This window comes from Flavobacterium sp. (assembly GCF_039595935.1).
In the GTDB taxonomy this organism is placed as follows: domain Bacteria; phylum Bacteroidota; class Bacteroidia; order Flavobacteriales; family Flavobacteriaceae; genus Flavobacterium.
Genome location: NZ_JBCNKR010000005.1, coordinates 171,835 through 197,602, shown reverse-complemented (window position 1 = coordinate 197,602; position 25,768 = coordinate 171,835). Strand labels below are relative to the sequence as shown.

Here is a 25,768-nt window from a genome sequence, read left to right as displayed (position 1 = left end):
CTTAGTTAATTTTAATTATAACTCCGTTTTTATCAGTGGTTAGTTTTCCGTTAGTTTTTTTACCGTTTAGAATTTCTTTTCCGTTTACTTTAATCGAAACTTCGTTTACAGTATCTTTTTCAATATGGCTTTCTTCATTATAATCCTCATCATAATCTCCATCATGATCTTCGTTGTGCATTTCATCTGCAGGGCAGTTCAAACATTTAATTTTAGAACCTTCTACTTTATAAGCGTAGTTACCGCTGAAATGTAAGTTGAAGTAATTATCATCAGAGTCATCATATTCCTGAATAGACGCATCTGGTTTAAATAATTGTCCTTCTGGTAAATATAAGAACACATCTACTTCCTGGCCTCTAAGTTTGTTTTTAACATCTGTCAGAAAATAATTATCCAAAATTAAATGATTTCCGTTAATCTGGTATTTAAAATTTATTTTTTCTGCTCTTTTTTTAGCACTTGTGAATGAATTTCCTCTGGCCATTTTTTCTACCTGTATATAAGGAGAAGCTTGATCTGTGTGTAAAACATGTAAACGAACATCAGTTGAGTAAATTACATCATTTCCAGCTGAATCCTGCGCAAATTGCATTCCATGACGATAGATGTCTTTAGCATAATAATCACTGTATCTGAATTTTATGTACAAAGTGTCTTTTGGTGTAATGGCAATTGTTTTCTTTTCAACTACTTTATTTTCTCTTGAAACTTCTGTTGCTTGTTTAATTCCAAAACTAATTGCGATTGCAATTGCGATAATCCATATAGCTAACAAAGTATATTTAGTAATGTTACCAATTGATTTTAAATTTGGAGATAACAATTTAAACCCTAAAAGCGTTAAGAAAAAGAACGGAATTCCAACTGCAAAAAGCATTAGTAAACCAAATGACCAGATTGGGTATTCAGTAAAGTTTCCTGCTTCGATTAAATGCTGCCAAGGAAACTCAACAAAAACATTAGTTCCTAAAGTAAAAACCCCAATTAACAGCATAATCAAAGTTGAGATTCCTGCTATAATTAAAACCACTCCTAAAAATTTAGCGAAGATTTTAAAAACCGTCATAATAAAGTCTCCAAATGAACTACTTATTCTCTCAGCTCCCGACTTTACCTGGTTTCCCATTTTGTCATAATCTGCATTTTTAAATTTTTCAGACAATGAATCTATTTCTTCACGAACTTTTTTTTCGATGTTCGAAATTGTAACCGGTTCTCCTGTCATTTCAAGTTTTTCAGAAGTTGTAACAGCCTCAGGAGTTACAATCCAAAGAACGAAATAAGCTAAAATTCCGGTTCCGAAACCTGCGAAAACGAATATCAAGAATACGATTTTAACCCATACAGCTTCGATTCCAAAATAATGAGCCAAACCAGTTGCAACACCGCCAATCATTCCGTTTTCTTTATCACGGTATAATTTTTTGTGGCTTCTTCCGCTATAATTATTAAAAGACTTATTAGTGTTTTCCTCGTCTTCGATTCTGTAATCTTCAGGCTGACCCATAACTGCAATCACTTCGTCAACGTCTTTCAGTCCTACAACATGTTTCTCGCTTTTTTGTTTTTCTGTTAATAATTCAGAAACACGCATTTCGATATCTTTAATAATTTCATCTTGTCCAGATGAGTTGTTAAGTGATCGTTTTATAGCGTCAAAATAGCGTGACAATTTTAAATATGCATCTTCATCGATGTGAAAAAACATACCGCCTAAGTTAATATTTACTGTTTTGTTCATGACTTATTGATTTTGATTGGTGATTAGTTTTACAGCGTCAGACAATTCTGTCCATGTACCGCTTAGTTCGTTTAAAAATGTTTGACCTATTTCGGTTAATCCATAATATTTTCTTGGTGGTCCGGATGTAGACTCTTCCCATCGATAGTTTAATAAACCGTCGTTTTTCAATCTAGTTAAAAGCGGATAAACAGTTCCTTCAACAACTAGTAATTTCGCGTTTTTTAAAGTGTCTAATATTTCAGATGTATATGCGTCTTTTTCTTTTAGAACTGATAAGATGCAAAACTCAAGAACACCTTTGCGCATCTGTGCTTTTGTGTTTTCAATGTTCATAATTTCATTTTGTTTTTTTTAGATTGAACAATTCGTTTTTTGATTGATGATATTGATTGATGATTGATTGTGATTGTTTTCTATAACCTTTAATCTTTTTGGGATACACTAAGCGAAGTTGAAGTGTTACTTTATAAAAGAAATCGTCATTGGATATTTGTATAATTCTCCGTTTGAAGCTTTTATAGAAGCATAAATCACTAAAAAGAATTCAACAAATTTTAAAAGTCCAAAAAGTACTACTGCCGTAGCCCCAATACTTAAAAGCCCAATGTTTCCTTCAAAATTGAAATTTCTGATGTAGAAATCTTCATTGTCATTAAAAACAGCTTCGATTGGAAGGTTTTGTAAAAAAACCGTAACAAAAATCGGAATAGCGATTAAAGCTAAGATTAATGTGTAAAGCAATAAACTCAATTGAAAGTTCAAAGCTTGTTTCCCGTGATGATCTACAAATTCTGATTTGTCTTTGTAGCTTGACCAAATTACAATTGGGAAAATATAATTCCCAAACGGAATAATGTATTGACTTAATGTACTTAAATGTGTGAATGCCGAAGTATTCTTTTCTGATGATTTTTCCATGATGAGTGGTTTTGATTGATTGATTAAAAGCATATAGTAATTTCTTATGCAAATATATGTCTAAAAAACAGTATCTTGTTTTGCATAGTACCAAATATTAACAAAAAATTAACAAATTTAAAATTAAAATAAAAAGTTTAATTAACTGTAAATCATTGTGAAGTATGGGTTTTGTTGAAGTTTTTATAAAGTAGTGTCAATTTATTGTGCATGCATAGTTTTTTTGTATTTTTACATAAAAAATATATCAAATGGCAATATCTGTATCAAAACTTAACAAATTTGTACTTTTCAAATTACCGTCGGCATACTTCTGTGGTGTGCGTGTAAAAGCCATCGACCAGGACAAATGTGTCGTAACGGTAAAGCATCGCTGGATAAACCAAAACCCTTTTAACTCAATGTATTTTGCGGTTCAGGCAATGGCGGCAGAATTAACAACAGGAGCTTTGGTTATTTCGCAGATTCAGCAGAGCGGAAAAAAGATTTCAATGCTGGTTGCCAATAACAAAGGAAACTTTACTAAAAAAGCAACCGGAAGAATTACTTTTGTCTGCAACGACGGTCACTTAATTGCCGATGCTATAAAAAATACAATCGAAACAGGTGAAGGACAGACTTTCTGGATGAAATCTATCGGAACAAACGAAGAAGGAGTTCAGGTTTCTGAAATGGATTTTGAATGGAGTGTTAGATTGAAATAATCTCTTTTTAAAATAATTAAGAACTCTGGCCGAAGAACTCTGATAAAGTTGGCTGGAAGATTTAGATATAGAAAAGACCTCAATTTATTGAGGTCTTTTTTTTTTTGTTTATTCTTAATGTATTGTTTTTCAATTGTTTTTGTTTATGTTTGATTGGTTTTTCAAACCTTTTCTTTCGTAAATTTATTCTATAATTTTAATTCCAAGAGCTTAATTCTTTAATTCAAACTTCATTTAATAATAATAAATTTATATTCAAATTGAATTATATTTGTAAGATAAATATTTCATTTAAGAATGAATTTTATTAGAATGTTGAGGTTTTAAAGATTTGAAATTAACTTTTCGATTTATCTTTCTAATAAAGTTTGCCTAAAAGTAAGATTGTATGGATGATAAAAAACAAATATTTCAGACCGTTACCCAAAAGCGCTGGAAAACTTTTCAATGGTCGAGCCGGCTTATTTTGTTTCTTCTTATTTTAATGGTGCCAATTTTCTTTATCACTTTAAAGAAAGGATTAAAACCGCCGCTTCCGCTTTTAGCTGTTCATAGTCGAACCGGACATAATTTAGACAATCCTGTTGTTCCCAATAAATTAAGCGATAAAGACCTCAAACAATTTAAAGGGTTTGATTATTTCTTAAGAGAAAAAACAAAAATAGATAAACTGAAAAAAATACCGGCTGTACCTAAAACCACCGAAGAAGTCCGTGCTGCATTTTATGTCGATTGGGATCCGCAGAGTTTATTTTCGCTTGAAAAAAATATCGACAAGCTCAATATGGTAGTTCCGGAATGGTTTTTTATTGATCCCAAAACCGATTTACTGAAAACTGATATTGATACGTTAGCATTAAAAGTGATGAAAAAAGGGAAAGTAAAAATCCTTCCATTAATCAATAATATAAACGAATCTTTAGGCGAAGGCGAATTTGATGGCGATCTTATTCATAGAATTCTTCATGACAAAAACAAAAAACAAAGACTCATAAATGATATCGTAAAAAACTTAAAGAAATATGATTTACAAGGAATAAATGTTGACTTTGAAGAGTTTAAGGAAAATGGCGATGAACCTATAATTGCTTTTCAAAAAGAATTATACGAAAAACTGCATCCGCTTGGATATCTTGTTTCGCAGGATATAATGACGGGCGACGATGATTTTAATACAAAAGAATTAGCAAAATACAATGATTATATGTTCCTTATGGCCTATGATCAGCATTATGCCGGAAGTATTCCCGGAGATATAAGCAGCCAGAAATGGATAGAAAGAATCGTAGATAAAACAGCCAAGGAAATTTCATCAGATAAAATTATACTTTGTTTTGCAGGTTATGGCTACGATTGGCAGGAAAAGCAAGAAGGAGAAACTGTAACTTACGATCACGCAATTGCCATTGCAAAGCAATATAATGCGTTTATAAAATTTGATAACGACAGCTACAGTAACTCATTTAGCTATAAAGATAGTAATGGCAAAAAACATATTGTAAATTTTGAAGATGCAGCAACAAATTTTAACACAATAAGATTCAGTGACGAATATGGTTTGGCAGGAACTGCTTTGTGGCGTTTGGGCAGCGAAGATCAGCGTTTGTGGAGTTTTTACCATCGAAGCTTAACAAACGAAAGTCTTGCGAAAAAACCTTTTGATTTTAATGTCATGAAAAGTGTAAACACACGAATCGAAAGTCCTGCTTATATTGGAGACGGCGAAGTATTAAATGTTATTGCAAGTCCGGCACCGGGAAAAATAGAACTGGAAATAAACAAAGACGAAACTACGATTACAGAACAGAAATATGTAGAATTACCAACCAAATATGTCATAAGTAAATTTGGAAATGTAAAGAAACAAGTCATTTTAACCTTCGATGATGGTCCGGATCCTGTTTATACACCGGAGATTTTAGATATTTTAAAAAAAGAAAAAGTTCCGGCTGTATTTTTTGTTATTGGTATTCAGGCAGAAAATAATATTCCAATATTGCAAAGAATTTATAAAGAAGGACATGAAATAGGAAATCATACTTTTACGCATCCAAATATTGCATTGGTAAGTCCGGAACGTGCCGCGAAAGAAATGGAAACGACACGATTATTAATCGAAGCCATAACCGGAAAAAGTACCGTACTCTTTAGAGCGCCTTATAATGCTGATGCCGAACCAACAACAGAAGCCGAACTAAAACCAATTGCATTAAGCAAAGCACAAAATTATTATAGTGTGGGCGAAAGTATTGATCCTAATGATTGGGAAAAAGGCGTTAGTGCCGATTCGGTTTACATTAGAACTGTACAGCAATATGAAGCAAATCCTGATAAGGGAATTATTTTACTACACGATGCCGGAGGAAACAGACAGGCGACAGTCGACGCTTTGCCTAGAATTATTAAATATTTCAAAAGCAAAAATGTAGAGTTTACAACCGTTTATCATTTGCTTGGCAAAACCAAAGATGAAATTATGCCAAAAGCAGAAGGACCTTTTATAACGGTTGATAATGTAATTTTTGATTTTGGATATTGGTTTGGACAATTTATTACCGCGACATTTTGGGTTGCTATTTTTCTTGGCTTTTTGAGAATTACATTAATGGCGATTATGGCTTTTATAAAAAAATGGAAAGATCATAAATATCCGCCTGTTTATAAATCTTTTGAAGGGAATTTTCCAAAAGTCAGCATTATTGTTCCGGCCTATAATGAAGAAATAAATGCTGTAAAAACCATCGAAAACTTATTAAATCAGGATTATCCGGATTTTGATATTGTTTTTGTTGATGATGGATCTAAAGACAAAACTTTTGCCATGATTAATGAAGCTTTCGCCAATAATCCGAAAGTAAAAATACATACAAAACTAAACGGTGGAAAAGCATCTGCCTTAAACTACGGAATAAAATTAACCCAAAACGATTATGTTGTTTGTATTGATGCCGATACACAATTAAAAACCGATGCCATTTCGCAATTGATGAAAAGATTTACAGTTCAATTGAAAAATAATGAAGAAATTGGAGCTGTCGCAGGAAATGTAAAAGTTGGTAATGAAAATACAATTCTTACCAAATGGCAGAGTATTGAATACACAACAGCACAAAATTTTGACAGAAGAGCTTTTGATTTAATCAATGGAATTACGGTTGTTCCCGGAGCAATTGGTGCATTTAGAAAAGAAGCAATAGAAAAAGCAGGAGGTTTTACAACCGATACACTTGCAGAAGACTGCGATCTGACTATTAGAATTTTGAAAAGCGGTTATCATATTACAAATTGTACAGAGGCAATTGCAGTTACAGAAGCTCCCGAAAGCTTAAAAGAATTTATGAAACAGCGTTTTCGCTGGAGTTATGGTATTATGCAGGCTTTTTGGAAAAACAGAGATGCGTGTTTTAATCCGAGATATAAAGGTTTAGGAATGGTTGCACTGCCCAATATCCTTCTCTTTCAGATTGTATTGCCAATCTTTGCGCCTTTAGCCGATTTGGTTCTTATTTTAAGTTTATTCTGGAATTATAATGATCCGGACAGTCTTCATAAAATAATGATTTATTACATAGCATTTATGCTGGTAGATATGTTGGTGAGTGTAATTGCGTTTATTTTTGAAAAAGAAAAACTAACGAAACTAATATGGCTGATTCCACAGCGATTTGTGTACAGACAATTAATGTATGTAATTTTATTCAGAGCTTTAAGGAGAGCCATAAAAGGCGAAAGTCAAAGCTGGGGAGTACTTACCAGAACAGGAAATGTGGCAACAGTAAAATAGTTTTTCCGCCACGAATTCACGAATTTTTATAAATTAATTTGTGAATTCGTGGCGGAAAAAAATATCATAAAAAAGGCCTCAAATATTTGAGGCTTTTTAAATTCAATTCGTGCCGCGATTATTTTTTAGCGCAGCATTTTTTGTCTTTTTTATCTTCTGTTTTTTTACAGCAAGATTCTTTCTTCGCTTTTTCTTTTTTAGCAGGCGTAGTATCCTGAGCTTGTAATCCAATTGTAAATAAAGCAATAGTTAAAACGGTAAATAATTTTTGCATTTTTTGTGTAATTTAATTGTTAATATTTTTCGTTTTTTGATTGAAGATGTTGGTTCAAATATAATGGGATTTAGTTTTGGAAATTGTCAATGATAAGTTAATAGATAAATATGGAGATGTTAATATAGTCCCTACGGGACAATTTTAAATATCGGTAGAAAAATAAATGAAATAGTTTTTACCAATATCTTAATTTGTATCAGATTGTTAATAGATTTCTAATGAATACTCCGTTAGGAGTATAATATCGGTAGAAAAATAAAATAGTGTCCGTAAAAAATGTCCCGCAGGGGACTACACATTTCTTTTTAATAATTCAAATTAAGCCCAAAGCCAATTCCCATATCGCTGTCATAATGCGTTGTAATTCCAAAATTTCTGGCAACGATATATTTCAAACCCGCCATATATTCTTTATCTGTATTCCACATTAAATTCATTCGCAAACGTCTCGAAAGCGGAATATCTTTTCGTTCAAACTGAATTCTCACATTTCCATCCGTATACATTTCGACCTGCGCTTTTACAAGCATTGGTAAAGTATATTCGGCTCCGATGCTAAAAACTGATCGATTATCTTTAGTATTTTTTTGTCCAAAAAGATTTTGTTCCTGCTCATCCATTCCCATTTTTCGATATCGCCAGTCAAAACCAATGAAAGGCATAAACCATTGCATTTTGCCAATGTAACGGCCAATATGTGTTTCGGTTTCATAACCATGTTTGTCGTTGTATCCCAATCGCCATTCCGTGCCTATGCTCCAACGTGTGTTGCTGTACATCGCTTCTCCATCATTTCCGTTTGTGGCAAAATCATTTTCGGCCATTAAATGAAACATGCGATCATCCATTTTTAGCATTTTAAAAGCCATTTCGGGATGATGAATCAACGGATTTGGTGCCGAATTTTCGTAACTAAAAATGCGTCCCATTCCGGCCATCATATGATATAAGATATGACAGTGAAAAAACCAGTCACCATCAGCATTAGCAGCAAATTCTATCGTATCGGTTTCCATTGGCATAATATCCAGAACATTTTTTAGCGGAGAATAATCGCCATGTTCGTTTAAAACCCTAAAATCATGTCCGTGTAAATGCATTGGATGACGCATCATAGAACCGTTGTACAAAGTAATACGAACGATTTCTCCTTTTTTAATTAAAATTTTATCCGTTTCAGAAACTACCTTATTATCTAAACTCCAAACATAACGATTCATATTTCCGGATAATTCAAAGCGTAATTCTTTTACCGGAGCATCTTTTGGTAATGTTGTTTTGGTTGGAGATTTCAGCATTCCGTAATTCAATGTTACAATTTCAGAAGTACTCGTAGAATCATTTGACATTTCCATACCTTCCATATGCATCGAATGATCTTCTGTTTTTTCAGATTCTTCTTCTCCGGAAATTTCAGGATACATTACGGCATTCATGTCCATTTTATTCAGCGACATATTCATGCCCATATCATTCATGTCGCCATTCATTTTCATCATATCGTTCATCATTTTCATTCCTTCAAAATATTTTAATTTGGGAAGATGATGAACAGGCTGTTTTTCGCCATTTCCTAAAAATAAAGAAGCCGATCCTGTTCTGTCTTCGGCTGTAGCCAAAAAAGCAAAAGATTTTTTATTTTCGGGAATCGTAACGACAACATCATAAGTTTCAGAAACGGCAATAATCAAACGATCGACTTCTACAGGTTCAACATCATTTCCGTCGCTGGCAACGACTGTGATTTTTCCGCCGCCGTAAGTAAGCCAGAAATAACTTGAAGCACCTCCATTTGCAATTCGCAATCTGACTTTGTCTCCGGCTTTAAACTGCGAAAGCTGATCTTCGTTTTTTCCGTTAATTAAGAATTTTTCATAATACACATCACTTACGTCCATAGCATTCATTCGTTTCCATTCGTTAATGACTTTGGTAGAAAACTGACCTTGTTTAAGAGCTTCAAAATAACTTTGAGTAGTTCCTTTTTTTATCGCAAACCAATCATTGGCATTGTGCAGCATTCGTTGAATATTCTCTGGTTTTAAATCAGACCATTCACTTAAAATAACTGGAACAGTCGGCAAGTCGTCAATTCCTTTTCTAAAAGTTTGGTCGTCTTTCTTTTTGTTAATGATAAAAAGCCCGTACAAACCAATTTGTTCCTGAAGTCCCGAATGACTGTGATACCAATACGTTCCATTTTGAATAATGGGGAAAGTATATTTATGAGTTGTTCCGGGTTTAATAGGCATTTGCGTTAAATACGGAACGCCGTCTTCTTTATTAGGAAGAAATAATCCATGCCAATGCATCGCTGTATCTTCATTTTTTAGTTCGTTATGTACATAAATTTCGGCAATATCGCCTTCGGTAAAAGTGAGTGTTGGCATCGGAATTTGCCCGTTTACTGCAATCGCACGTTTTTCTTTACCCGAAAAATTGACAATCGTATCACGAACATGCAGATCGTAACGAACTACTTTTTGCGCTTTTACACTCAAAGCAATTAGAAAGACTATTAGAAAAGTATATAGTTTCATATTGATTTTTTAAAGGTTTTGATTTCGCAAGCGTAAAGCATTTGCAATTACAGAAACGGAACTTAAACTCATAGCCAGCGCGGCCAGCATTGGCGAAAGCAAAATCCCGAATACAGGATATAAAATTCCTGCCGCAACAGGTACGCCCAAAACATTGTATATAAAGGCAAAAAATAAATTTTGCTTAATGTTTTTCATCACAGAGAAACTTAATTTTTTAGCTTTTACAATGCCGTTTAAATCTCCTTTTACGAGTGTAATTTTAGCACTTTCGATCGCAACATCAGTTCCGGTTCCCATTGCAATTCCAATATCAGCTTTGGCTAAAGCCGGAGCATCGTTGATTCCGTCGCCCGCCATCGCTACAACTTTTCCTTCGGCTTGTAAACGTTCGATTTCTTTCAGTTTGTCTTCGGGAAGACATTCGGCTTTAAAAGAACTTAAATGAAGTTGATCTGCCACCGCTTTGGCTGTGTTTTTATTATCTCCCGTAAGCATAATCACTTCAACGCCCTGATCGATTAAATCTTTGATTGCTTTGGCACTGTTTGTTTTTATGGCGTCTGTAATAGTTACGTAACCCGAAACGATGTTATTTACTGCGATGTACGAAACTGTTTTTCCCAGATTTTGTTCGGCTGTAATTTTGCTTTCAAAATCATCAGAAACCGAAGCTTTAATCTGTTCCATCAGCTTTTTATTTCCTAATGCAATTTTTGAATTATTTACGGTTCCTAAAACTCCTTTTCCGGCAACGGCTTCAAAATCCGGAACTTTAAGGAAAGATTGATTTTTATCTTTAGCAAAATTAACAACGGCTTGCGCCAAAGGATGTTCGCTGTGCTGATTTAGAGAAGCAATATTTTGAAGTAGAAAGTCTTCATTATTATCGATCGCATAAATTTTCTCGACAGTTGGTTTTCCTTCTGTAATTGTTCCGGTTTTATCGGTAATTAAAACATCGATTTTGTTCATGTTTTCGAGCGCCTCGGCATTTTTTATCAAAATTCCGTGTTGTGCACCTTTTCCAACACCAACCATAACCGACATTGGAGTTGCTAATCCTAAAGCACAAGGACAGGCAATAATTAAAACAGCAATCGCATTTATTAATCCGTATATATAAGAAGGTTCAGGGCCAAATTTTGCCCAGATAATAAAAGTCAAAATAGCAATGGCAACAACTGTTGGGACAAAATATTTAGCAACGCGGTCTGCCAGTTTTTGAATTGGCGCTCTCGAACGGCTTGCATCATTTACCATTTGAATAATCTGCGAAAGCAAAGTTTCTGAACCTACTTTTTCAGCCGTCATAACAAAAGATTTGGTTCCGTTGATGGTTCCCGAAATTACGGCGTCACCTGTTTTTTTATCCAACGGAATAGGTTCTCCTGTAATCATGGCTTCATCAATACTGCTTTCGCCAGAAGTTATTTTTCCGTCAACCGGAATTTTTTCTCCCGGTTTTACTCGTAATAAATCGCCTTTTTTAATGTCGTGAATAGATATGGTTCTGTCAGTTCCGTTTTCTACCAAAGTCGCTTCGGTTGGCGCTAATTTTAATAATGCTTTAATAGCCCCGTTTGTTTGTCCGTGCGCTTTGGCTTCTAATAATTGACCTAATAAAACCAATGTTATAATAACGGTTGCAGCTTCAAAATAAAGATGAATAGTTCCGTGATGTGATTTGAATTCAGCTGGAAAAAGATCAGGAAAAAACATTCCTGCAATGCTGAATAGAAAAGCGACGCTGGTTCCAATTCCGATTAGAGTGAACATATTTAAATTCCAGGTTACAATTGATTTGTAAGCACGTACAAAAAACATCCATCCGGCATAAAACAAAACCGGAATTGAAAACAGAAATTGAACCCAGTTCCATTTTTCAATTGACATTATTTTAAAAAGTGGATTATCAGGAATCATTTCCGACATGGATATAATGAAAACAGGAAGCGTAAACAAGGTCGCAATCTTCATTTTCTTCAATAAGTCGGTATACGTTTTATTTTCTTCAGATTCAGATGCCTGCATTGGCAATAAATCCATTCCGCAGATTGGGCAGTCGCCTGGCTCATTCGAAATAACCTCTGGATGCATTGGGCATGTATACTGAGTTCCAATGGCAATTTGCGGTACCAAATCCATTCCACAAACTGGACAATCTCCTGGTTTGTTGTAGGTTTTATCGCCTTCACAATGCATTGGGCAGTAAAAAACTCCTGTTGCATTATGTATTGCAGCTTTTTCTTTTTTGTGAAAATGTCCGGAATGATCTTCTTTTTTATGAGCTGAACAACATGATTTTATCTCAGATTCGTTTTTACGAGAATCCATTTCAATGGTATATTTTCCGGCAGCAGATAAAACTTCCTGAAACTTTTCTGTCGGAACATGTTTTTCCATTGTTATGGTTGCCAATGGCGGGTCTAATGTTACTTCTGCATGAATTCCTTCTATTTCATTTAACGTTTTCTCCACTTTAGTTCGGCATCCGTTGCAAGACATTCCTGAAATTATATATTGGTGAGTCATTGTTTTAGTTTTTAGGATATTACAATGCAAATTTCCGAAGTAAGATTTACAACGGTTTGTAGAATTTTGGGAATGATTTGTAAGATTTACTATTTTATTAACCGCAAAGCACGTAAGAATTTTTGATATGCTGGGGTTTATATAAAAACGCAAAGTTCGCAAAGCTTTGTCTTAAAACATCTTTGCGAACCTTGCGTAAACCTTTGCGCTCTTTGCGGTTAAATAAAAAAAACTACAAATTCTCGATCTGAATACGCATTTTATCTTTTGATTGTTTGAAAGAAGTAGGAGTAAAGCCCGTAATTTTTTTGAATTGATTACTTAAATGTGCCACATTGCTGTAATTTAAAATATCAGCAATTTCACTTAAAGAAAGCTCATTGTAAATCAATAATTCTTTTACTTTCTCAATTTTTTGACTTATAAAATACTTTTCGATGGTTGTATTTTCAATTTCCGAAAAAAGATTGCTCAACGAATTATAATCCTGATTTAGATTTTCTGCAAGATAATCAGACAAATTGGTTTTAAGTTCTCCATTTTTTTGATGAACCAAATCGACAATTAGATTTTTTATCTTTTCTATTGTTTTGGTCTTTTTGTCATCCAGAAAATCAAAACCTAAAGACTGTAGGTTTTTGAGTAAAATTTCTTTTTGAGCATCATTGATTTCATCCTGAAGTTCAACTTCGCCCAATTCTACAGAAACAGTCTGAAGTCCGAGTTTTTCAAATTCAGACTTCACAACCATTTTGCAGCGGGCGCACACCATATTTTTGATGTAAAGCGTCATGTTATTTAATGGTTTCAACCACGTTTCCACACGTTAACATAGAAGAACCGTAATACGGATTTTTAACTGCTTTTTCTTTGCTTAACCAGTCGGCATCGGCCATTGGACAATATTGTTTGTAAACAGTTTCGCCAGATTTTGAAACTTTAATTAAAGTGTAAGTATTTTTAGATAATGATTTAAAAGTTTCGCGCTGCTTTTTAAGATCTGCAGTTGTTGAAATACTTTTGGCATCGGCAGTTAATTTTTTAACTACTTTCATCCAGGCAGTATGTTCATCGCTTTTTAGTTTGTCCATTTTTACCGCAGTAATGGCATTCAATAAATCTTTGGCTTTCGCCGAAGTTAATTTCGAATCACTTTTAATTAAAGCATCTTTTACAGTAAAATAAGCATCATAAACAGATTGTAACTGACTTGAATCAGCGATTTCAATTCCTGTCTTTGTTGTTTTAATTGTATTTGCCTGAATAGTATTTGCAGAAAATAATAATATGATTATTGCGGCTATAGTTGATGTTGAATTTTTCATTTTATGTAATTTTATTAAAGAGGAATTTAAATTCCTAATATTTAAATTTAGATTTTTTTGTTTCTCTATCGCAAAAAGACTTTGCGAACTTTGCGTAAATCATTGCATTCTTTGCGGTTAAACCAGACGCAACTATGGCTGTCAGAAATAGAATTAGTTTATTTTAGGAATTAACCAAATAGAAGTAAAACCATCAGAAATACTGGCGGTTTTATAGTAAGAAATAGATTTCTCTGAAGAAAAGTTAAAGAGATTATTTTCGAATTCAAATTCGTTTGTTGTTATCAAACTAAATTGTAAACCAGTTGTTGTACAGCTCGAATGATCACATTTTCCGCTGCAGCCATGCTGATCTTTAGAGTCATGACCTTTCTTGCAGCAATCTTCCTGACAAGAATGGGATTTTTCTTTTTTAGAAACAGCTTTCTTTTCACACGAAGTTTTTTCAGAAGATTTTCCACATGCATAACCTGAATTGGACATCAAAAAGAAACCAAGAGTTAAAATAAAAAATAATATGTGGATTTTTTTCTTCAATGAAAATGCTTTTGAAATACAAATTTAGATAATTTTTCTAAGAGCTGTTCTTTATTTAAGATTTCAAATTTTATGTTTTCTTAAAATCAGTCGGTTTCATTTTTTTCTTCTTTTTAAAATAATTCGAAAGATGACTTTCATCTGTAAAACCAAATTCATAGGCAATTTGTTTTATAGAAAGTTTGTCATTATGAATACGTTTTTCGATAAGAGTCGTGCGCAGATTGTTAATGTATTCACGATAACTGATAGAAAATGTCCTTTTAAAATAAGCACTAAAATACGTTTCGGCAATATTAAAATGACTGGCAATAACTTTTATCTGAACCAGTTTTGGATTATAAATATTTTGATGAATGTAAGTCGCAATTTGCTCATTATCTATATGTGTCGATTCCATTCGCAAATTCATACACTTTATAGTTTCCTTAATTAAACCAAAAATCGAAAGAATCTGATAAAATATTATGGGCGAAGTTGAGATATCGGCTTTACAGTTATAAGCCGTTATATTTTCAATAGTATTTTTGAGAATCGTTTTACACGGATCGTCTAATTTTAGAACGGTTTCTTTTAATAATTTATCCCGCATAAAATTTTCCGGCGTATGAATCAGGAATTCATCACAGGTTAAATTTTGTTTCGAATTGAAATAATTGTCGGTAAACTTGATATAAACAAAACGAGTTGATTTTTTAATGTCAAAATAATGTTCGTCTTCTGGAGAGATCACAAACAAGTCTCCAGATTTATAAGGAAGAAGATTATTGTTGAGGTGATGCACGCCGCTTCCTTTCTTTATATAAATGATTTCATAATAAGTATGCGTATGCGGTGGCAGATGAAATTTTTCATCTTCGAACTCGTGAATCACAAGAGTTTCAAACTGATTTAATTTCGGCATGTTTTATTATTACAAGTTTATGTTGTAAATGTACAACTTTTTTCTTTTATAATGGTAGTAAATTTGCAACGTAGAAAGTCTTTCCCTTTCTCATGAAATCAAAATGAAAAAAAGTCTTATTGCACTCTCTTTTGGAGGTTTAACAATCGGTATTACCGAATTTGTAATGATGGGTCTTCTTCCTGATATTGCTTCAGATATGAAAGTTAGTATTCCGGTTGCAGGATATTTAATTTCAGCTTATGCACTTGGAGTTGTTATTGGTGCTCCTTTATTGGTAATTCTTGGAAGAAATTTTCCACCAAAAAAAATGCTTTTAATTTTAGCATTGATGTTGACAGTATTTAATGCGCTTTCAATTATAGCGCCTACTTATAATTTTTTATTTGCTTCGAGGTTTTTATCGGGATTACCTCATGGAGCATTTTTTGGAGTTGGTGCTGTAGTTGCAAGCCGTTTAGCAGATAAAGGCAAAGAAGCACAGGCAATTGCAATCATGTTTTCAGGTTTAACACTGGCCAATTTAATAGGAGTTCCTATTGGTACTTATATTGGTCATAATTTTATCTGGCGATATACATTTGTATTAATTGCTATTGTAGGTTCGCTTACCTTATTATTTATTTCATTATGGATGCCGCAGCTTGAAAAAGGAGAAACGGTAAATATGAAAGAACAACTTGGATTCTTTAAAAGAACAGAAGCCTGGCTGATTATAGGAATCACCGCAATTGGTTTTGGTGGTTTGTTTGCCTGGATAAGTTATATTGCACCTTTGTTAACCAATGTTTCAAAATTTGCCGAAGGAGATGTATCCTACATTTTAATTCTGGCTGGCCTTGGAATGGTAGTTGGAAATTTTGCCGGAGGTAAACTGGCAGATAAATATTCGCCTGCACCCACAACACTGGCATTGTTGTTTGTCATGTCGGTTGATTTGATAATGGTTTATTTCTTTTCTTCAAACCAATATATTTCATTGTTTTTAACTTTCTTAACCGGAGCTATTTCTTTCTCAGTCATTGCGCCAATTCAAATGCTGATGATTCGTACTGCAAAAGGAGCAGAGATGATCGCTTCGGCTTCTTTGCAGGGAAGTTTTAATATCGGAAATGCCTTAGGTGCTTTTCTTGGAGGTCTGCCGTTAACGGCTGGATATAGTTTTGAATCGCCAAATCTTGTTGGTGTTGGAATGTCGATTGTTGGAATGATGATTACAATTACATTAATTAGAATGCGCAAAAATAATTTACAGCTTCAAAGAGCGTAAGTTTTTATACTTCAATATTTTATTAAAACCCTTAGATTAATTTCTAAGGGTTTTTTTATGTTCAACAGTTTTTTTAGAGTTGTTTAAGGTTTTATAAAATGTTTTTTAGTGTTTAAATAAAGTTTTAAATGCCTGTTAGAAATTTCTTTTTAAAAGAAAAACTTGTTAAAAATTAATAGAAAGGAAAGAATGAGGTGTTTATTAGACTTTAATTAAATGTTAAAATTACACTTAAAATATTTTAAATTGTAAGCTTGTAATCGATTGTTTTTTTTAGAAAAAATGCATTAAAACTTAGAATTACAATAATATATTTAATATTTATAAGTGGATAAAATTGCACATGTCGTATAAAAAACCGTATTTATTTTTGATATATAATTTTATTTAGGAAATTTTTATGAATTATAATTTTTTATATAAAAAAAATATCTATGTTTGTGTAATCGATTACAACTTTTTTGTAAATGTTAAATAAAACTTTGACTTCTTACAAAAACTATAATCGAAAAAGGCATCGCTTGATAGAGAAGACGCTGGATGATGATGAGTAAAGCAGAGCTTGAAAACTGAAAAATGAAACCACAAAAAACCACTTTAAACAATTAATAACTTAAACAATCAACCAATGAACTTTAAAGAACTATTAAACAAAGGAGCAGATTTTTGCTTTAAACTTGTTTTCTTACTGTGCTTATTGATCGGCAGTCAAATACACGCGCAGACCACAACTATAGAGGGAACCGTGAAAGACGCAGCAGGGCTTTCTCTTCCGGGCGTAAATGTCCTGGAGAAAGGAACTAAGAACGGAACTTCTACTGATTTTGACGGTCATTATAAATTAAAACTGACCAATCCGAAAGCTGTATTAAGCTTTACTTTTATAGGATTTAAAACAATCGAAGTTTCTGCAGCAGGAAAAAGTAAAGTAGATGCTACGATGTCTGAAGATTCTAATAACTTGAATGAGGTTGTTGTAATTGGATACGGAACTTCAAAAAAGTCTGATTTGACTGGTGCTGTATCTACATTTTCGGGGAATGAAATGCGAAAAATTCCGGTTCCAAACGTAGCCGAAGCTTTAACAGGACGTGTAGCCGGAGTTCAGGTAACTTCTTCTGAAGGTTCTCCGGATTCAAACGTTCAGATTAGAATTCGCGGGAATGGTTCTTTAACACAAGATGCTTCTCCTTTATACATTGTTGACGGATTTCCGGTAAATAACATTAATGATATTTCATCTTCTGATATTGAAACGATGACAATCTTAAAAGATGCATCGTCTACAGCAATCTACGGATCAAGAGGAGCTTATGGTGTTGTTATTGTTACCACTAAAAAAGGTAAAGACGGAAAAATCTCTGTAAACTATAATATGTTTTACGGAATGAAAAAAATAGCAAAAACTATTGATGTTACTGCTCCGGATGATTATGTAAAATGGCAGTACGAATATGCTTTGCTTAAAGACAATACAGACTTAAGTTCTTATGAAAAGTATTTTGGTTCATGGCAGGATTACGATATGTACAAAGGCATGAAAGGAAATAACTGGCAGAGACAGGTTTTTGGACGTACAGGCGAAGTTCAAAGCCGTGATTTATCTATTCGTGGTGGTTCGGATAAAATGAATTATAATTTCAACTATGCTCATTATGATGAAAAAGCCATTATGATGGGTTCAGATTTTAACAGAAATAACTTGTCTTTGGCTTTAAACAGCAAAGCTTCTGATAAAGTTGATTTAAGTTTTACAATGCGTTACTCTGATACCGAAATTAACGGAGGTGGTATGAATGAACAAAACGAGGTTTCTTCTGCAGATTCACGTTTAAAAAATGTGGTAGGATACGCTCCAATTCCGGTTCCGGGATTAACGACAGATGATACTGATGAAGCAGTCTCTGAAAATTTGACACATCCTTTTGTGGCTATTGCAGATACAGATCGCCAGCAATTCAGAAAAAACTTTAATATGCTGGGAAGTTTTTCTTGGAAACTTACTTCTGATTTAGTTTTTAAAACAGAATTAGGTTTAGATAACTACAATTATTTAGATTATCGTTATTTCGGACGTTCAACTTACTACGTAAAAAATAATCCGGCTGCAGAAAGACAAGGAATGCCAGCCATGATTTTAGGAGACAGAAAAGATACTCGTTTTAGAAATGCCAACACCCTTAACTATGATTTGAAAAAAATAGTGGGTGAAAATCACAGTTTAAAACTTCTTTTTGGAGAAGAATCAATTGAATATAAAAGAAACGACGTAAATACAGCTATTCACGGTTATCCATTAACTTTTGGCTTAGATCAGGCAAAAAAATTAACTACACAGGGAACTCCGGTTGCAGTTGATAATTTCTATTTCCCGGATGATAAATTACTTTCTTTCTTTGGTCGTGTAAATTACGATTATAAAGATCGCTACTTATTTACCGCAACCTATCGTGCCGATGGTTCTAGTAAATTTTTAGGAGATAACAAATGGGGCTTTTTTCCGGCAGCCGCAGCAGCCTGGAAAATCTCAGGAGAAGAATTTATGAAAAATGCTTCATGGATTAACCTTCTTAAATTAAGAGTAAGTTATGGAGAAGCTGGAAATAATAATATCCCAACAGGACAAATGGTTCAAAGTTTCATTTCTTCAACTTCTACATGGATTAATGGTGTTGATAATTACTGGGCAGCATCAAAAACTATGGCAAATCCTGATTTAAAATGGGAAACGACAGTAACACAAAATATAGGTTTAGATTTTGACTTATTCAAAAACAAAGTAACAGGATCTGTAGAGTTCTATAAAAATGTGACCAAAGATTTATTAATCAATTTCCCGATTTCCGGAGGATATGATTTCCAATACAGAAATATGGGAGAAGTTGAAAACAGCGGTATAGAAGCTACTTTAAATCTTAATCTTATCGAAAGAGAAAAATACGGTGTGAGTTTGTCTTTTAATGCAGGATTCAACACAAACAGAATTAATTCTCTTGGTGTAATGAGCAATTTTGGAGCAAGTTCAGGATGGGCTTCTACCGCTATCGGAAATGATTATTTAGTAAATGTAGGTCAGCCAATCGGTATCATGTACGGATATAAAAGCGACGGGCGTTATGAAGTTTCAGATTTCGATTATAACGCAGGAACTTATACTTTAAAAGCCGGAGTGCCGGACGGAACTACAATTGTAGGTCCAATGAAACCGGGTGCTATGAAATTAAAAGATATTGATGGAGATGGAAAAGTAAATGCCAACGACCTTACAGTTATTGGAAATGCTAACCCGAAAAGTACCGGAGGTTTTGTATTGAATGCAAATGCTTATGGATTTGATCTTGCAGCGGCATTCAACTACAGCATCGGAAATGATGTTTATAATGCCAATAAAGTTGAATTTTCTACTTCAATTCCAAACGGACAATACAGAAATTTAAATTCTGAAATGGCCGACGGAACAAGATGGACAAACTTTGATCCAAACACAGGACAATTAGTAACAGATCCTACAGCATTGGCTTCATTAAATGCAAACACTACCATGTGGTCTCCTTATATGCCTCGTTATGTTTTTAGTGACTGGGCTGTAGAAGACGGATCATTCTTGAGACTTAATACTTTGAGTTTAGGGTACACAACTCCAAATGAATTAACTTCTGCTTTAGGCGTTTCTAAGCTAAGATTTTATCTTACAGCAAGCAACGTTTTTGTCTGGACAAAATACACAGGCCCGGATCCTGAAGCTTCAACAAGAAGAAACACGCCGCTTACTCCGGGAGTTGATTATTCAGCTTATCCAAGAAGCAGACAGTTGATATTTGGTTTAAACCTTAATTTTTAATTCAGTAAAACTTTCACAAGATGAAACATAAGATATTAATAGCAGGATTAATTTTAGCGAGTATTTTTACTTCCTGTTCAGACGATTATTTAGACGCTCCGGCACAATCAACCTTAGATGAATCAGTTATTTTTTCAAGCCCTGATTTAGCGGCAGGAGCCATTGACGGAATTAAAATTCCGTTTGCAGAAACCAATTCATACAGAGGTCGTTTTCTTCCTTTTTATGGATTGAATACAGATACAGAATGGTACAACTCTTCGCAGACGGTAAGTGATGCATCTGATTTATGTACATATGATGCAAAAGCAAATAATTCGCAGATGAATACCACAAACAATGCCTGGGCCATGATGTATTCAGGTATAGAACGTGCCAATATCTGCATTCGCGGTTTACGTGCTTACGGAAACCCAACTCCGGGTTCAGAATTAGGCTATTTACTTGGTGAAGCCTTAACATTAAGAGCCATTTATTATGCCGATTTAGTAAAAGCATGGGGAGATGTTCCGTACCGATTTGAACCCTTAAACAATAATAACTTGTATGTTGCCAAAACCAGCCGTGATGAAATCTACAAACAGCTTTTGGCCGATTTAGGAGAAGCTGCCACATTAGTGCCATGGCCGGGAGAAACAACAGCAACAAGTAGTGTAGAAAGAATCAATAAAGCTTTCGTAAAAGGATTCCGTGCACGTTTAGCAATGGCGGCCAGCGGTTATCAGCAATATCCTGACGGAGTTAGAAGAAGTACAGATCCGCAGCTTTCAGTAGCCAATATGTACGCATTGGCTTTATCAGAATGCCGCTCAGTAATTGCCAGCGGATCTGCACATTTAGAATCTTCTTTTGAAACATTCTGGAAAAAATACAATCAGGAATATTTAGTAGCAGGAGGAGAATCTCTTTGGGAACTTCCATTTTCAGAAGGCCGCGGGCGTATGTTATTTACGTTTGCCGTTCGTCATACAACAAATGACCAGTTTCATGCCAATGGAGCAAACCGTGGAGGAACTGCAGGACCGCTTCCAATTGTTTTTTATGATTACGATCAGGCTGATACAAGAAGAGATGTAACCTGCGTTCCTTACAAATACGGAACAGCAGTAAACAATATTGCGAAACAAGAATTAGGAGCTTTAAATACTTGGTATTTTGGAAAATACCGTTACGAATGGATGACGCGTTTTGTAACGTCAACAAACGACGATGGTGTAAACAAAATTTATATGCGTTATGCAGAAGTTCTTTTAATTGCAGCAGAAGCAGCAAACGAGTTAGAGGGCCCAAGTGCGGCAGCACCATATTTAAAAGAAATTCGCCAAAGAGCATTCCCAACAGCAGTTCATGCCACAAAAGTAGATGCTTACGTAAATGCTTTAACAAGCAAAACAGCTATGTTTAATGCGCTTGTAGAAGAAAATAAATTTGAGTTTACAGGAGAAATGGAACGCAAACAAGCGCTTATTCGCTGGAATCTTCTAAAAACAAAATTAGACGAAGCCAAAGTCAAAATGACAAACTTATCGCAGCGTTCGGGAGAATATGCGACAGTACCAACAACCTTATATTATAAATATAAAACGGATAATGTGAGTCTGGATATTTACGGATTAAACCGTGGAGAAACTACAAATCCGGGTGCAGATTATACCTCATTCGCATGGACATGGACAGGAGCTGCTGCCGATACAAAAATCAGTACTTTGTATAAAGCCGGAGCAAATCCTGATAACAGACAATTCTGGCCAATCTGGCAGGTGTTTATTGACGGAAGTAACGGTAAACTAGTTAACGATTACGGTTATTAATCTCACACAGTTATTTATTAATTATAAGGCATTATGTTTATGAAAACAAAATATATACTAAAAGGATTAATAGCTGGAGTATTACTAACAGCTCTTATATCTGGTTGCGAAAGTTATAACGAAGGCGTTATTGACACCTTAAATGTCAGCAGAGAATTTTCTCCAATAGGCTTAACAGCAAAAGTGAGAAACCAGACTACAGTTGAGTTAAACTGGACTATAAAAGAAGACGAAGATGCAGATCATTATGTTGTAGAATTTAGTGCAGATGATGCTGAATTTAAAACCATTTATAAAACCATAAATGTAACGGCTGCAGAGTTGCCAATTCAGGTGCCATTAGAAGGAGAAACTGTTTATTCAATTAGGGTAAAAGCAGTTAGCTCGACTGGTTTAGCAGATTCTAAATGGTCTGTCGTTACAGCGACAACATTAACAGAACAATTGTTTTCAGCAGTTCAGGATGCTGATGTTGAGGCTAAACAAGTTACTTTAAGATGGACTCCAAATAGTGCTGTAACACAAATTACTGTTGAGCCGGGCGCCATTACTCATACTATTACAGCTGCAGAAAAAACGGCTGGAGTTGCAGTCGTAACAGGACTTACAGGCGAAACGTCTTATACCGCAACTTTATTAAACGGATCTAAGAAAAGAGGCGTAGTAACTTTTACGACAGGAATTGATATTGGAACTGGAATTTTGGTTAAACCAGAAGATGATTTAAATGCTAAAATAACAGAAGCAGCTTCTGGTGCAATATTAGTTTTAATGCCGGGAGATTATCAGGTATTTAAAGGAGAAATTGCTTTAAATAAATCAATTACGATAAGAGGTTTACGTACTTCGGATAAACCAAAATTGTATGTAAAATTTACGGTAAATGCCGGAACTTCAAATTTATCATTAATTGATTTGGATTTAGACGGAACCGGAATGGACAATGCAGCTGTAATTACCATTTCCGGAGCAAGTACAACGTATGGTGATATTTTAATCAGTAGCAGTAAAGTACATGATTACACACGTGCCTTAATCGCAGCAAACGCAAGCGCATCTAAAGTAACTTCGTTTACAGTAGATAATAGTATCGTTAAAAACGTAAATACAAACGCGGGTGCAGATTTTATCGATTTCAGAAATACATACGCAGCAAGCATAGTACTTAAAAACAGCACATTTGATACCTGTTCAACAGGACGTGATTTTGTTCGTGCAGATGCTGTAGCTCCTGCAAATGGATTCTCTGGAACTGGTTTAACAACAAATGTATTAATCGATAGCTGTACATTGTATAATGTTTCAAATACTGCAGCTCCAAAAAGAATTTTATACGTTCGTTTTGCAAGCAATGCTTCAACAGTAAAAAACACTTTAATAGCTGGAACAACTGCAATTTATACGAATCAAAACGGAACTACGGCTCCAACATTTAGTAAAAACTACTATTACAATGCACCAAGTTTTATGGATGCGACAATCAACTTAAATAAAATTGATGTATCTGGAACAACAGCTGATCCGCAATTTGTAAATGCAGCCGGAGGTGATTTTACAGTTAAAAATCAAACCCTGATCGACAACCAAATTGGAGATCCTCGCTGGTTAGATTAATAAATTCATTTTTTTCATATTTAGTTAAAAAAAGGGATGCGTTTTGCATCCTTTTTTGCGTAAAACAAATCAGTTTCTATCAACTTTATCAGAGTTTTAAACTTTGACAAAGTTCCAAATGAATAAAAGACTAAAAACTGAAACCTGAAACTATAAAAGAAAGATAAAGTAATTCGAATTTTATTCTAATTCAACGCAGTCAAAAATGCCATTGTTTTCAATTAAAGACGGAATATCAAGTTCGCTGTCGATTCTTAAAATATTATCACAATCCTCAAGATCAAAATTCCATAAAGTATCAGGCAGTAATTCATGAAGCAGGGCAGAAGCCGACTCAAATTTTGAAAGGCTGTCAACAGAAGTTTTAAATACATAAATCATAATTCGTACTTTTTAAAGTGGCAAATTTCTGAAAAACATACAGCTGTTTATTAGGATTCAATAATCAATAATTAGGACTTATCAATCATTTTTCGGTATTGAATAGGACTAATTCCTTCATGCTTTTTAAAGAAACGACTAAAGTACGATTGGTCTTCGTGGCCTACCTGAATTGCGATTTCACTTACAGAAAGTGTAGTTTGAAAAAGTAAATATTTAGCTTCAAGCAATATGGTCTCGTCAATCCATTTCGCAGCTGATTTACCCGTAACCGTTCGAACCGATTTATTCAAATGATTAGGCGTAACATTCAGCAGCGAAGCATAATATTGAACCAAATGATGGGTTTTGATATTCTGATGAATTAATTCTTTAAACTTATTGGTAATAGCCTCAGCAGCCGAAATACTTTTAGAAGTTTTAACCGAATATTTATTCATTTCGTAAAACAAAGTAATCAAATACGACTGAACAATATTCAGGTTTGCGGTTGAGGTTTCAGAATATTCTTTTTGAAGACGGCTCAAAATAGCCGTAATATTCGGAACATCTTCAGGCGTTAAAGTAACTTTCGGATTACCGGAAATTTTCATGAAATCAAATTCATTAATCATTTCGCGGCTGCCATATTTCTGAATTAAAATATCCGGATGAAACTGACATATATAGCCTTTGTGAATGTTGTTGACGTTTTCGAGAGAAAAAATCTGACCCGCCGGAACCACAATAATTTCGTTATCAGTAGTGGTATATTCCTGATAACCTAATTTCATAACATGCTGGCCCGAAGAAATAAAAATTAAAGTATGGCAAGAATGTTTGCATGGTGGAACCGGATGCTGCATCTGCATTATTTCTTCAATTTCCAGACAGAAAAAATGATCAGAATTTGACTTGAAAAGCAAATGAATCGGATTGTCTTCTCCCAAAAACTTTTCTCTAAATCCTGTTGTACTGTAGGTTTTTATTTTTTCAGCCGTCTTTGCACTCATAACTTAATAATACAATCTAAAATCAAGCAATTTGCAAAGTGCATAATGTTTTTGAAACAAGTCTTCAACCACTTCGGTAAGATCATCGTTTTCCTGATACAAACTAAAAAACGCTTTATCGATTGTACTGCAGCTGGCAATTTTATTATAAGTTGAGCCATAACCAGAAATGGCACGTGCGCCGGTAATGTCTAGAAAATATTGGGCTTCTTCTTCGTTGAGGTCAAGGCGTTTTTTATTGGCAAAATGAATAATTTTTCCTTTCATTTTTCCCTCAAAAAGCTCGGCTATTTCTTCAAGACTGTAATAATAATCATGAAGGCAGATATTATTTTCCTGCCCCGGCATTACCAAATAAATGATTTCATAATCCTTAAAATTATGATCATCATAAAGCAGGGTATTCAAACTTTCTTCTAAACCTTCAATTGTATCGCAGGTTTTGTAAATACTCGCAATGCCCTGATCAAAAGCAATTTCTTCCAGATTTTTAACCACATCTGTAGTCGTAACGGTATCTACATCCTGAACGCCTTCGAGGCAGAAAATAAATTTTTCATTATCCATACAAATGTTTTTTTCGGTTCT

19 protein-coding genes are annotated in these 25,768 nt (G+C 34.2%); 6 read left to right on the top strand and 13 right to left on the bottom strand.

All coding sequences use genetic code 11. The features are described 5' to 3' along the window. Position 1: 1 nt before the first annotated feature. The 3 genes from ABDW27_RS08155 to ABDW27_RS08145 all read right to left on the bottom strand — a co-directional run bounded on the left by ABDW27_RS08155 (position 2) and on the right by ABDW27_RS08145 (position 2,665). Complete coding sequence (locus tag ABDW27_RS08155) at positions 2-1,744, bottom strand: PspC domain-containing protein (RefSeq protein ID WP_343695444.1); 1,743 nt, start codon at positions 1,742-1,744, stop codon at positions 2-4. A 3-nt stretch (positions 1,745-1,747) separates the two neighbouring features. Continuing rightward, the gene (locus ABDW27_RS08150) at positions 1,748-2,080 is read right to left on the bottom strand and encodes a PadR family transcriptional regulator (RefSeq protein ID WP_017498072.1); all 333 of its coding nucleotides are present in this window, start codon (positions 2,078-2,080) and stop codon (positions 1,748-1,750) included. 126 nt (positions 2,081-2,206) lie between these two features. Next, on the bottom strand, positions 2,207-2,665 hold the full coding sequence (locus ABDW27_RS08145; protein ID WP_343695443.1) for a DUF4870 domain-containing protein: 459 nt from the start codon (positions 2,663-2,665) through the stop codon (positions 2,207-2,209). Between the two features lie 251 nt (positions 2,666-2,916). Between ABDW27_RS08145 and ABDW27_RS08140 the strand changes: the two genes are divergently transcribed. Then, positions 2,917-3,369 carry a DUF4442 domain-containing protein gene (locus tag ABDW27_RS08140; RefSeq protein ID WP_343695442.1) on the top strand — a complete coding sequence of 151 codons (453 nt, stop codon included), beginning with the start codon at positions 2,917-2,919 and terminating at the stop codon, positions 3,367-3,369. 388 nt (positions 3,370-3,757) lie between these two features. After that, the gene (locus tag ABDW27_RS08135) at positions 3,758-7,153 is read left to right on the top strand and encodes a polysaccharide deacetylase family protein (protein ID WP_343695441.1); all 3,396 of its coding nucleotides are present in this window, start codon (positions 3,758-3,760) and stop codon (positions 7,151-7,153) included. A gap of 118 nt (positions 7,154-7,271) precedes the next feature. Here the strand turns inward: ABDW27_RS08135 and ABDW27_RS08130 are convergent, their stop codons facing one another. The 7 genes from ABDW27_RS08130 to ABDW27_RS08100 form a co-directional block, all read right to left on the bottom strand. After that, entirely contained in the window at positions 7,272-7,427 is a 156-nt protein-coding gene (locus ABDW27_RS08130) for a hypothetical protein (RefSeq protein ID WP_343695440.1), read from the bottom strand. Positions 7,428-7,735: 308 nt separating this feature from the next. Beyond that, a complete protein-coding gene (locus ABDW27_RS08125) occupies positions 7,736-9,970 on the bottom strand; it encodes a multicopper oxidase domain-containing protein (protein ID WP_343695439.1) in 2,235 nt (744 codons plus the stop codon). 9 nt (positions 9,971-9,979) lie between these two features. Beyond that, positions 9,980-12,505, bottom strand: a complete 2,526-nt coding sequence (locus ABDW27_RS08120) for a heavy metal translocating P-type ATPase (protein ID WP_343695438.1) — start codon at positions 12,503-12,505, stop codon at positions 9,980-9,982. A 232-nt stretch (positions 12,506-12,737) separates the two neighbouring features. Continuing rightward, entirely contained in the window at positions 12,738-13,298 is a 561-nt protein-coding gene (locus tag ABDW27_RS08115; RefSeq protein WP_343695437.1) for an AraC family transcriptional regulator, read from the bottom strand. 1 nt (position 13,299) lies between these two features. Then, a complete protein-coding gene (locus tag ABDW27_RS08110; RefSeq protein WP_343695436.1) occupies positions 13,300-13,830 on the bottom strand; it encodes a DUF3347 domain-containing protein in 531 nt (176 codons plus the stop codon). Between the two features lie 153 nt (positions 13,831-13,983). Further along, a complete protein-coding gene (locus tag ABDW27_RS08105; RefSeq protein WP_343695435.1) occupies positions 13,984-14,367 on the bottom strand; it encodes a hypothetical protein in 384 nt (127 codons plus the stop codon). Positions 14,368-14,437: 70 nt separating this feature from the next. Continuing rightward, positions 14,438-15,271 carry an AraC family transcriptional regulator gene (locus tag ABDW27_RS08100; RefSeq protein ID WP_343695434.1) on the bottom strand — a complete coding sequence of 278 codons (834 nt, stop codon included), beginning with the start codon at positions 15,269-15,271 and terminating at the stop codon, positions 14,438-14,440. 103 nt (positions 15,272-15,374) lie between these two features. On the opposite strand from ABDW27_RS08100, the gene ABDW27_RS08095 reads away from it, so the two are divergent. The 4 genes from ABDW27_RS08095 to ABDW27_RS08080 all read left to right on the top strand — a co-directional run bounded on the left by ABDW27_RS08095 (position 15,375) and on the right by ABDW27_RS08080 (position 23,807). Further along, on the top strand, positions 15,375-16,541 hold the full coding sequence (locus ABDW27_RS08095) for an MFS transporter (protein ID WP_343695433.1): 1,167 nt from the start codon (positions 15,375-15,377) through the stop codon (positions 16,539-16,541). Between the two features lie 628 nt (positions 16,542-17,169). Continuing rightward, a complete protein-coding gene (locus tag ABDW27_RS08090; RefSeq protein ID WP_343695432.1) occupies positions 17,170-20,382 on the top strand; it encodes a TonB-dependent receptor in 3,213 nt (1,070 codons plus the stop codon). Between the two features lie 20 nt (positions 20,383-20,402). After that, positions 20,403-22,193 (top strand): RagB/SusD family nutrient uptake outer membrane protein, encoded by a 1,791-nt coding sequence (locus tag ABDW27_RS08085; RefSeq protein WP_343695431.1) that lies wholly within the window; start codon positions 20,403-20,405, stop codon positions 22,191-22,193. A 39-nt stretch (positions 22,194-22,232) separates the two neighbouring features. Then, positions 22,233-23,807, top strand: a complete 1,575-nt coding sequence (locus ABDW27_RS08080; RefSeq protein WP_343695430.1) for a DUF5123 domain-containing protein — start codon at positions 22,233-22,235, stop codon at positions 23,805-23,807. 180 nt (positions 23,808-23,987) lie between these two features. Here the strand turns inward: ABDW27_RS08080 and ABDW27_RS08075 are convergent, their stop codons facing one another. From ABDW27_RS08075 to ABDW27_RS08065, 3 genes are all read right to left on the bottom strand, one after another. Then, positions 23,988-24,188: a hypothetical protein gene (locus ABDW27_RS08075; RefSeq protein WP_343695429.1), complete on the bottom strand. Its 201-nt coding sequence runs from the start codon at positions 24,186-24,188 to the stop codon at positions 23,988-23,990. Positions 24,189-24,259: 71 nt separating this feature from the next. Then, positions 24,260-25,180, bottom strand: a complete 921-nt coding sequence (locus ABDW27_RS08070; RefSeq protein ID WP_343695428.1) for a helix-turn-helix domain-containing protein — start codon at positions 25,178-25,180, stop codon at positions 24,260-24,262. A gap of 3 nt (positions 25,181-25,183) precedes the next feature. Further along, positions 25,184-25,747: a DUF6642 family protein gene (locus ABDW27_RS08065; protein WP_073416268.1), complete on the bottom strand. Its 564-nt coding sequence runs from the start codon at positions 25,745-25,747 to the stop codon at positions 25,184-25,186. Between the last annotated feature and the right edge of the window lie 21 nt (positions 25,748-25,768).

Bases quoted from the DNA above. Each gene is read 5' to 3' on its own strand.
- ABDW27_RS08075 (WP_343695429.1), bottom strand. From the start codon at position 24,188: ATGATTTATGTATTTAAAACTTCTGTTGACAGCCTTTCAAAATTTGAG.
- ABDW27_RS08135 (WP_343695441.1), top strand. From the start codon at position 3,758: ATGGATGATAAAAAACAAATATTTCAGACCGTTACCCAAAAGCGCTGG.
- ABDW27_RS08115 (WP_343695437.1), bottom strand. From the start codon at position 13,298: ATGACGCTTTACATCAAAAATATGGTGTGCGCCCGCTGCAAAATGGTT.
- ABDW27_RS08150 (WP_017498072.1), bottom strand. From the start codon at position 2,080: ATGAACATTGAAAACACAAAAGCACAGATGCGCAAAGGTGTTCTTGAG.
- ABDW27_RS08145 (WP_343695443.1), bottom strand. From the start codon at position 2,665: ATGGAAAAATCATCAGAAAAGAATACTTCGGCATTCACACATTTAAGT.
- ABDW27_RS08090 (WP_343695432.1), top strand. From the start codon at position 17,170: ATGAACTTTAAAGAACTATTAAACAAAGGAGCAGATTTTTGCTTTAAA.
- ABDW27_RS08080 (WP_343695430.1), top strand. From the start codon at position 22,233: ATGAAAACAAAATATATACTAAAAGGATTAATAGCTGGAGTATTACTA.
- ABDW27_RS08065 (WP_073416268.1), bottom strand. From the start codon at position 25,747: ATGGATAATGAAAAATTTATTTTCTGCCTCGAAGGCGTTCAGGATGTA.
- ABDW27_RS08125 (WP_343695439.1), bottom strand. From the start codon at position 9,970: ATGAAACTATATACTTTTCTAATAGTCTTTCTAATTGCTTTGAGTGTA.
- ABDW27_RS08070 (WP_343695428.1), bottom strand. From the start codon at position 25,180: ATGAGTGCAAAGACGGCTGAAAAAATAAAAACCTACAGTACAACAGGA.
- ABDW27_RS08110 (WP_343695436.1), bottom strand. From the start codon at position 13,830: ATGAAAAATTCAACATCAACTATAGCCGCAATAATCATATTATTATTT.
- ABDW27_RS08100 (WP_343695434.1), bottom strand. From the start codon at position 15,271: ATGCCGAAATTAAATCAGTTTGAAACTCTTGTGATTCACGAGTTCGAA.
- ABDW27_RS08095 (WP_343695433.1), top strand. From the start codon at position 15,375: ATGAAAAAAAGTCTTATTGCACTCTCTTTTGGAGGTTTAACAATCGGT.
- ABDW27_RS08130 (WP_343695440.1), bottom strand. From the start codon at position 7,427: ATGCAAAAATTATTTACCGTTTTAACTATTGCTTTATTTACAATTGGA.
- ABDW27_RS08120 (WP_343695438.1), bottom strand. From the start codon at position 12,505: ATGACTCACCAATATATAATTTCAGGAATGTCTTGCAACGGATGCCGA.
- ABDW27_RS08155 (WP_343695444.1), bottom strand. From the start codon at position 1,744: ATGAACAAAACAGTAAATATTAACTTAGGCGGTATGTTTTTTCACATC.
- ABDW27_RS08085 (WP_343695431.1), top strand. From the start codon at position 20,403: ATGAAACATAAGATATTAATAGCAGGATTAATTTTAGCGAGTATTTTT.
- ABDW27_RS08140 (WP_343695442.1), top strand. From the start codon at position 2,917: ATGGCAATATCTGTATCAAAACTTAACAAATTTGTACTTTTCAAATTA.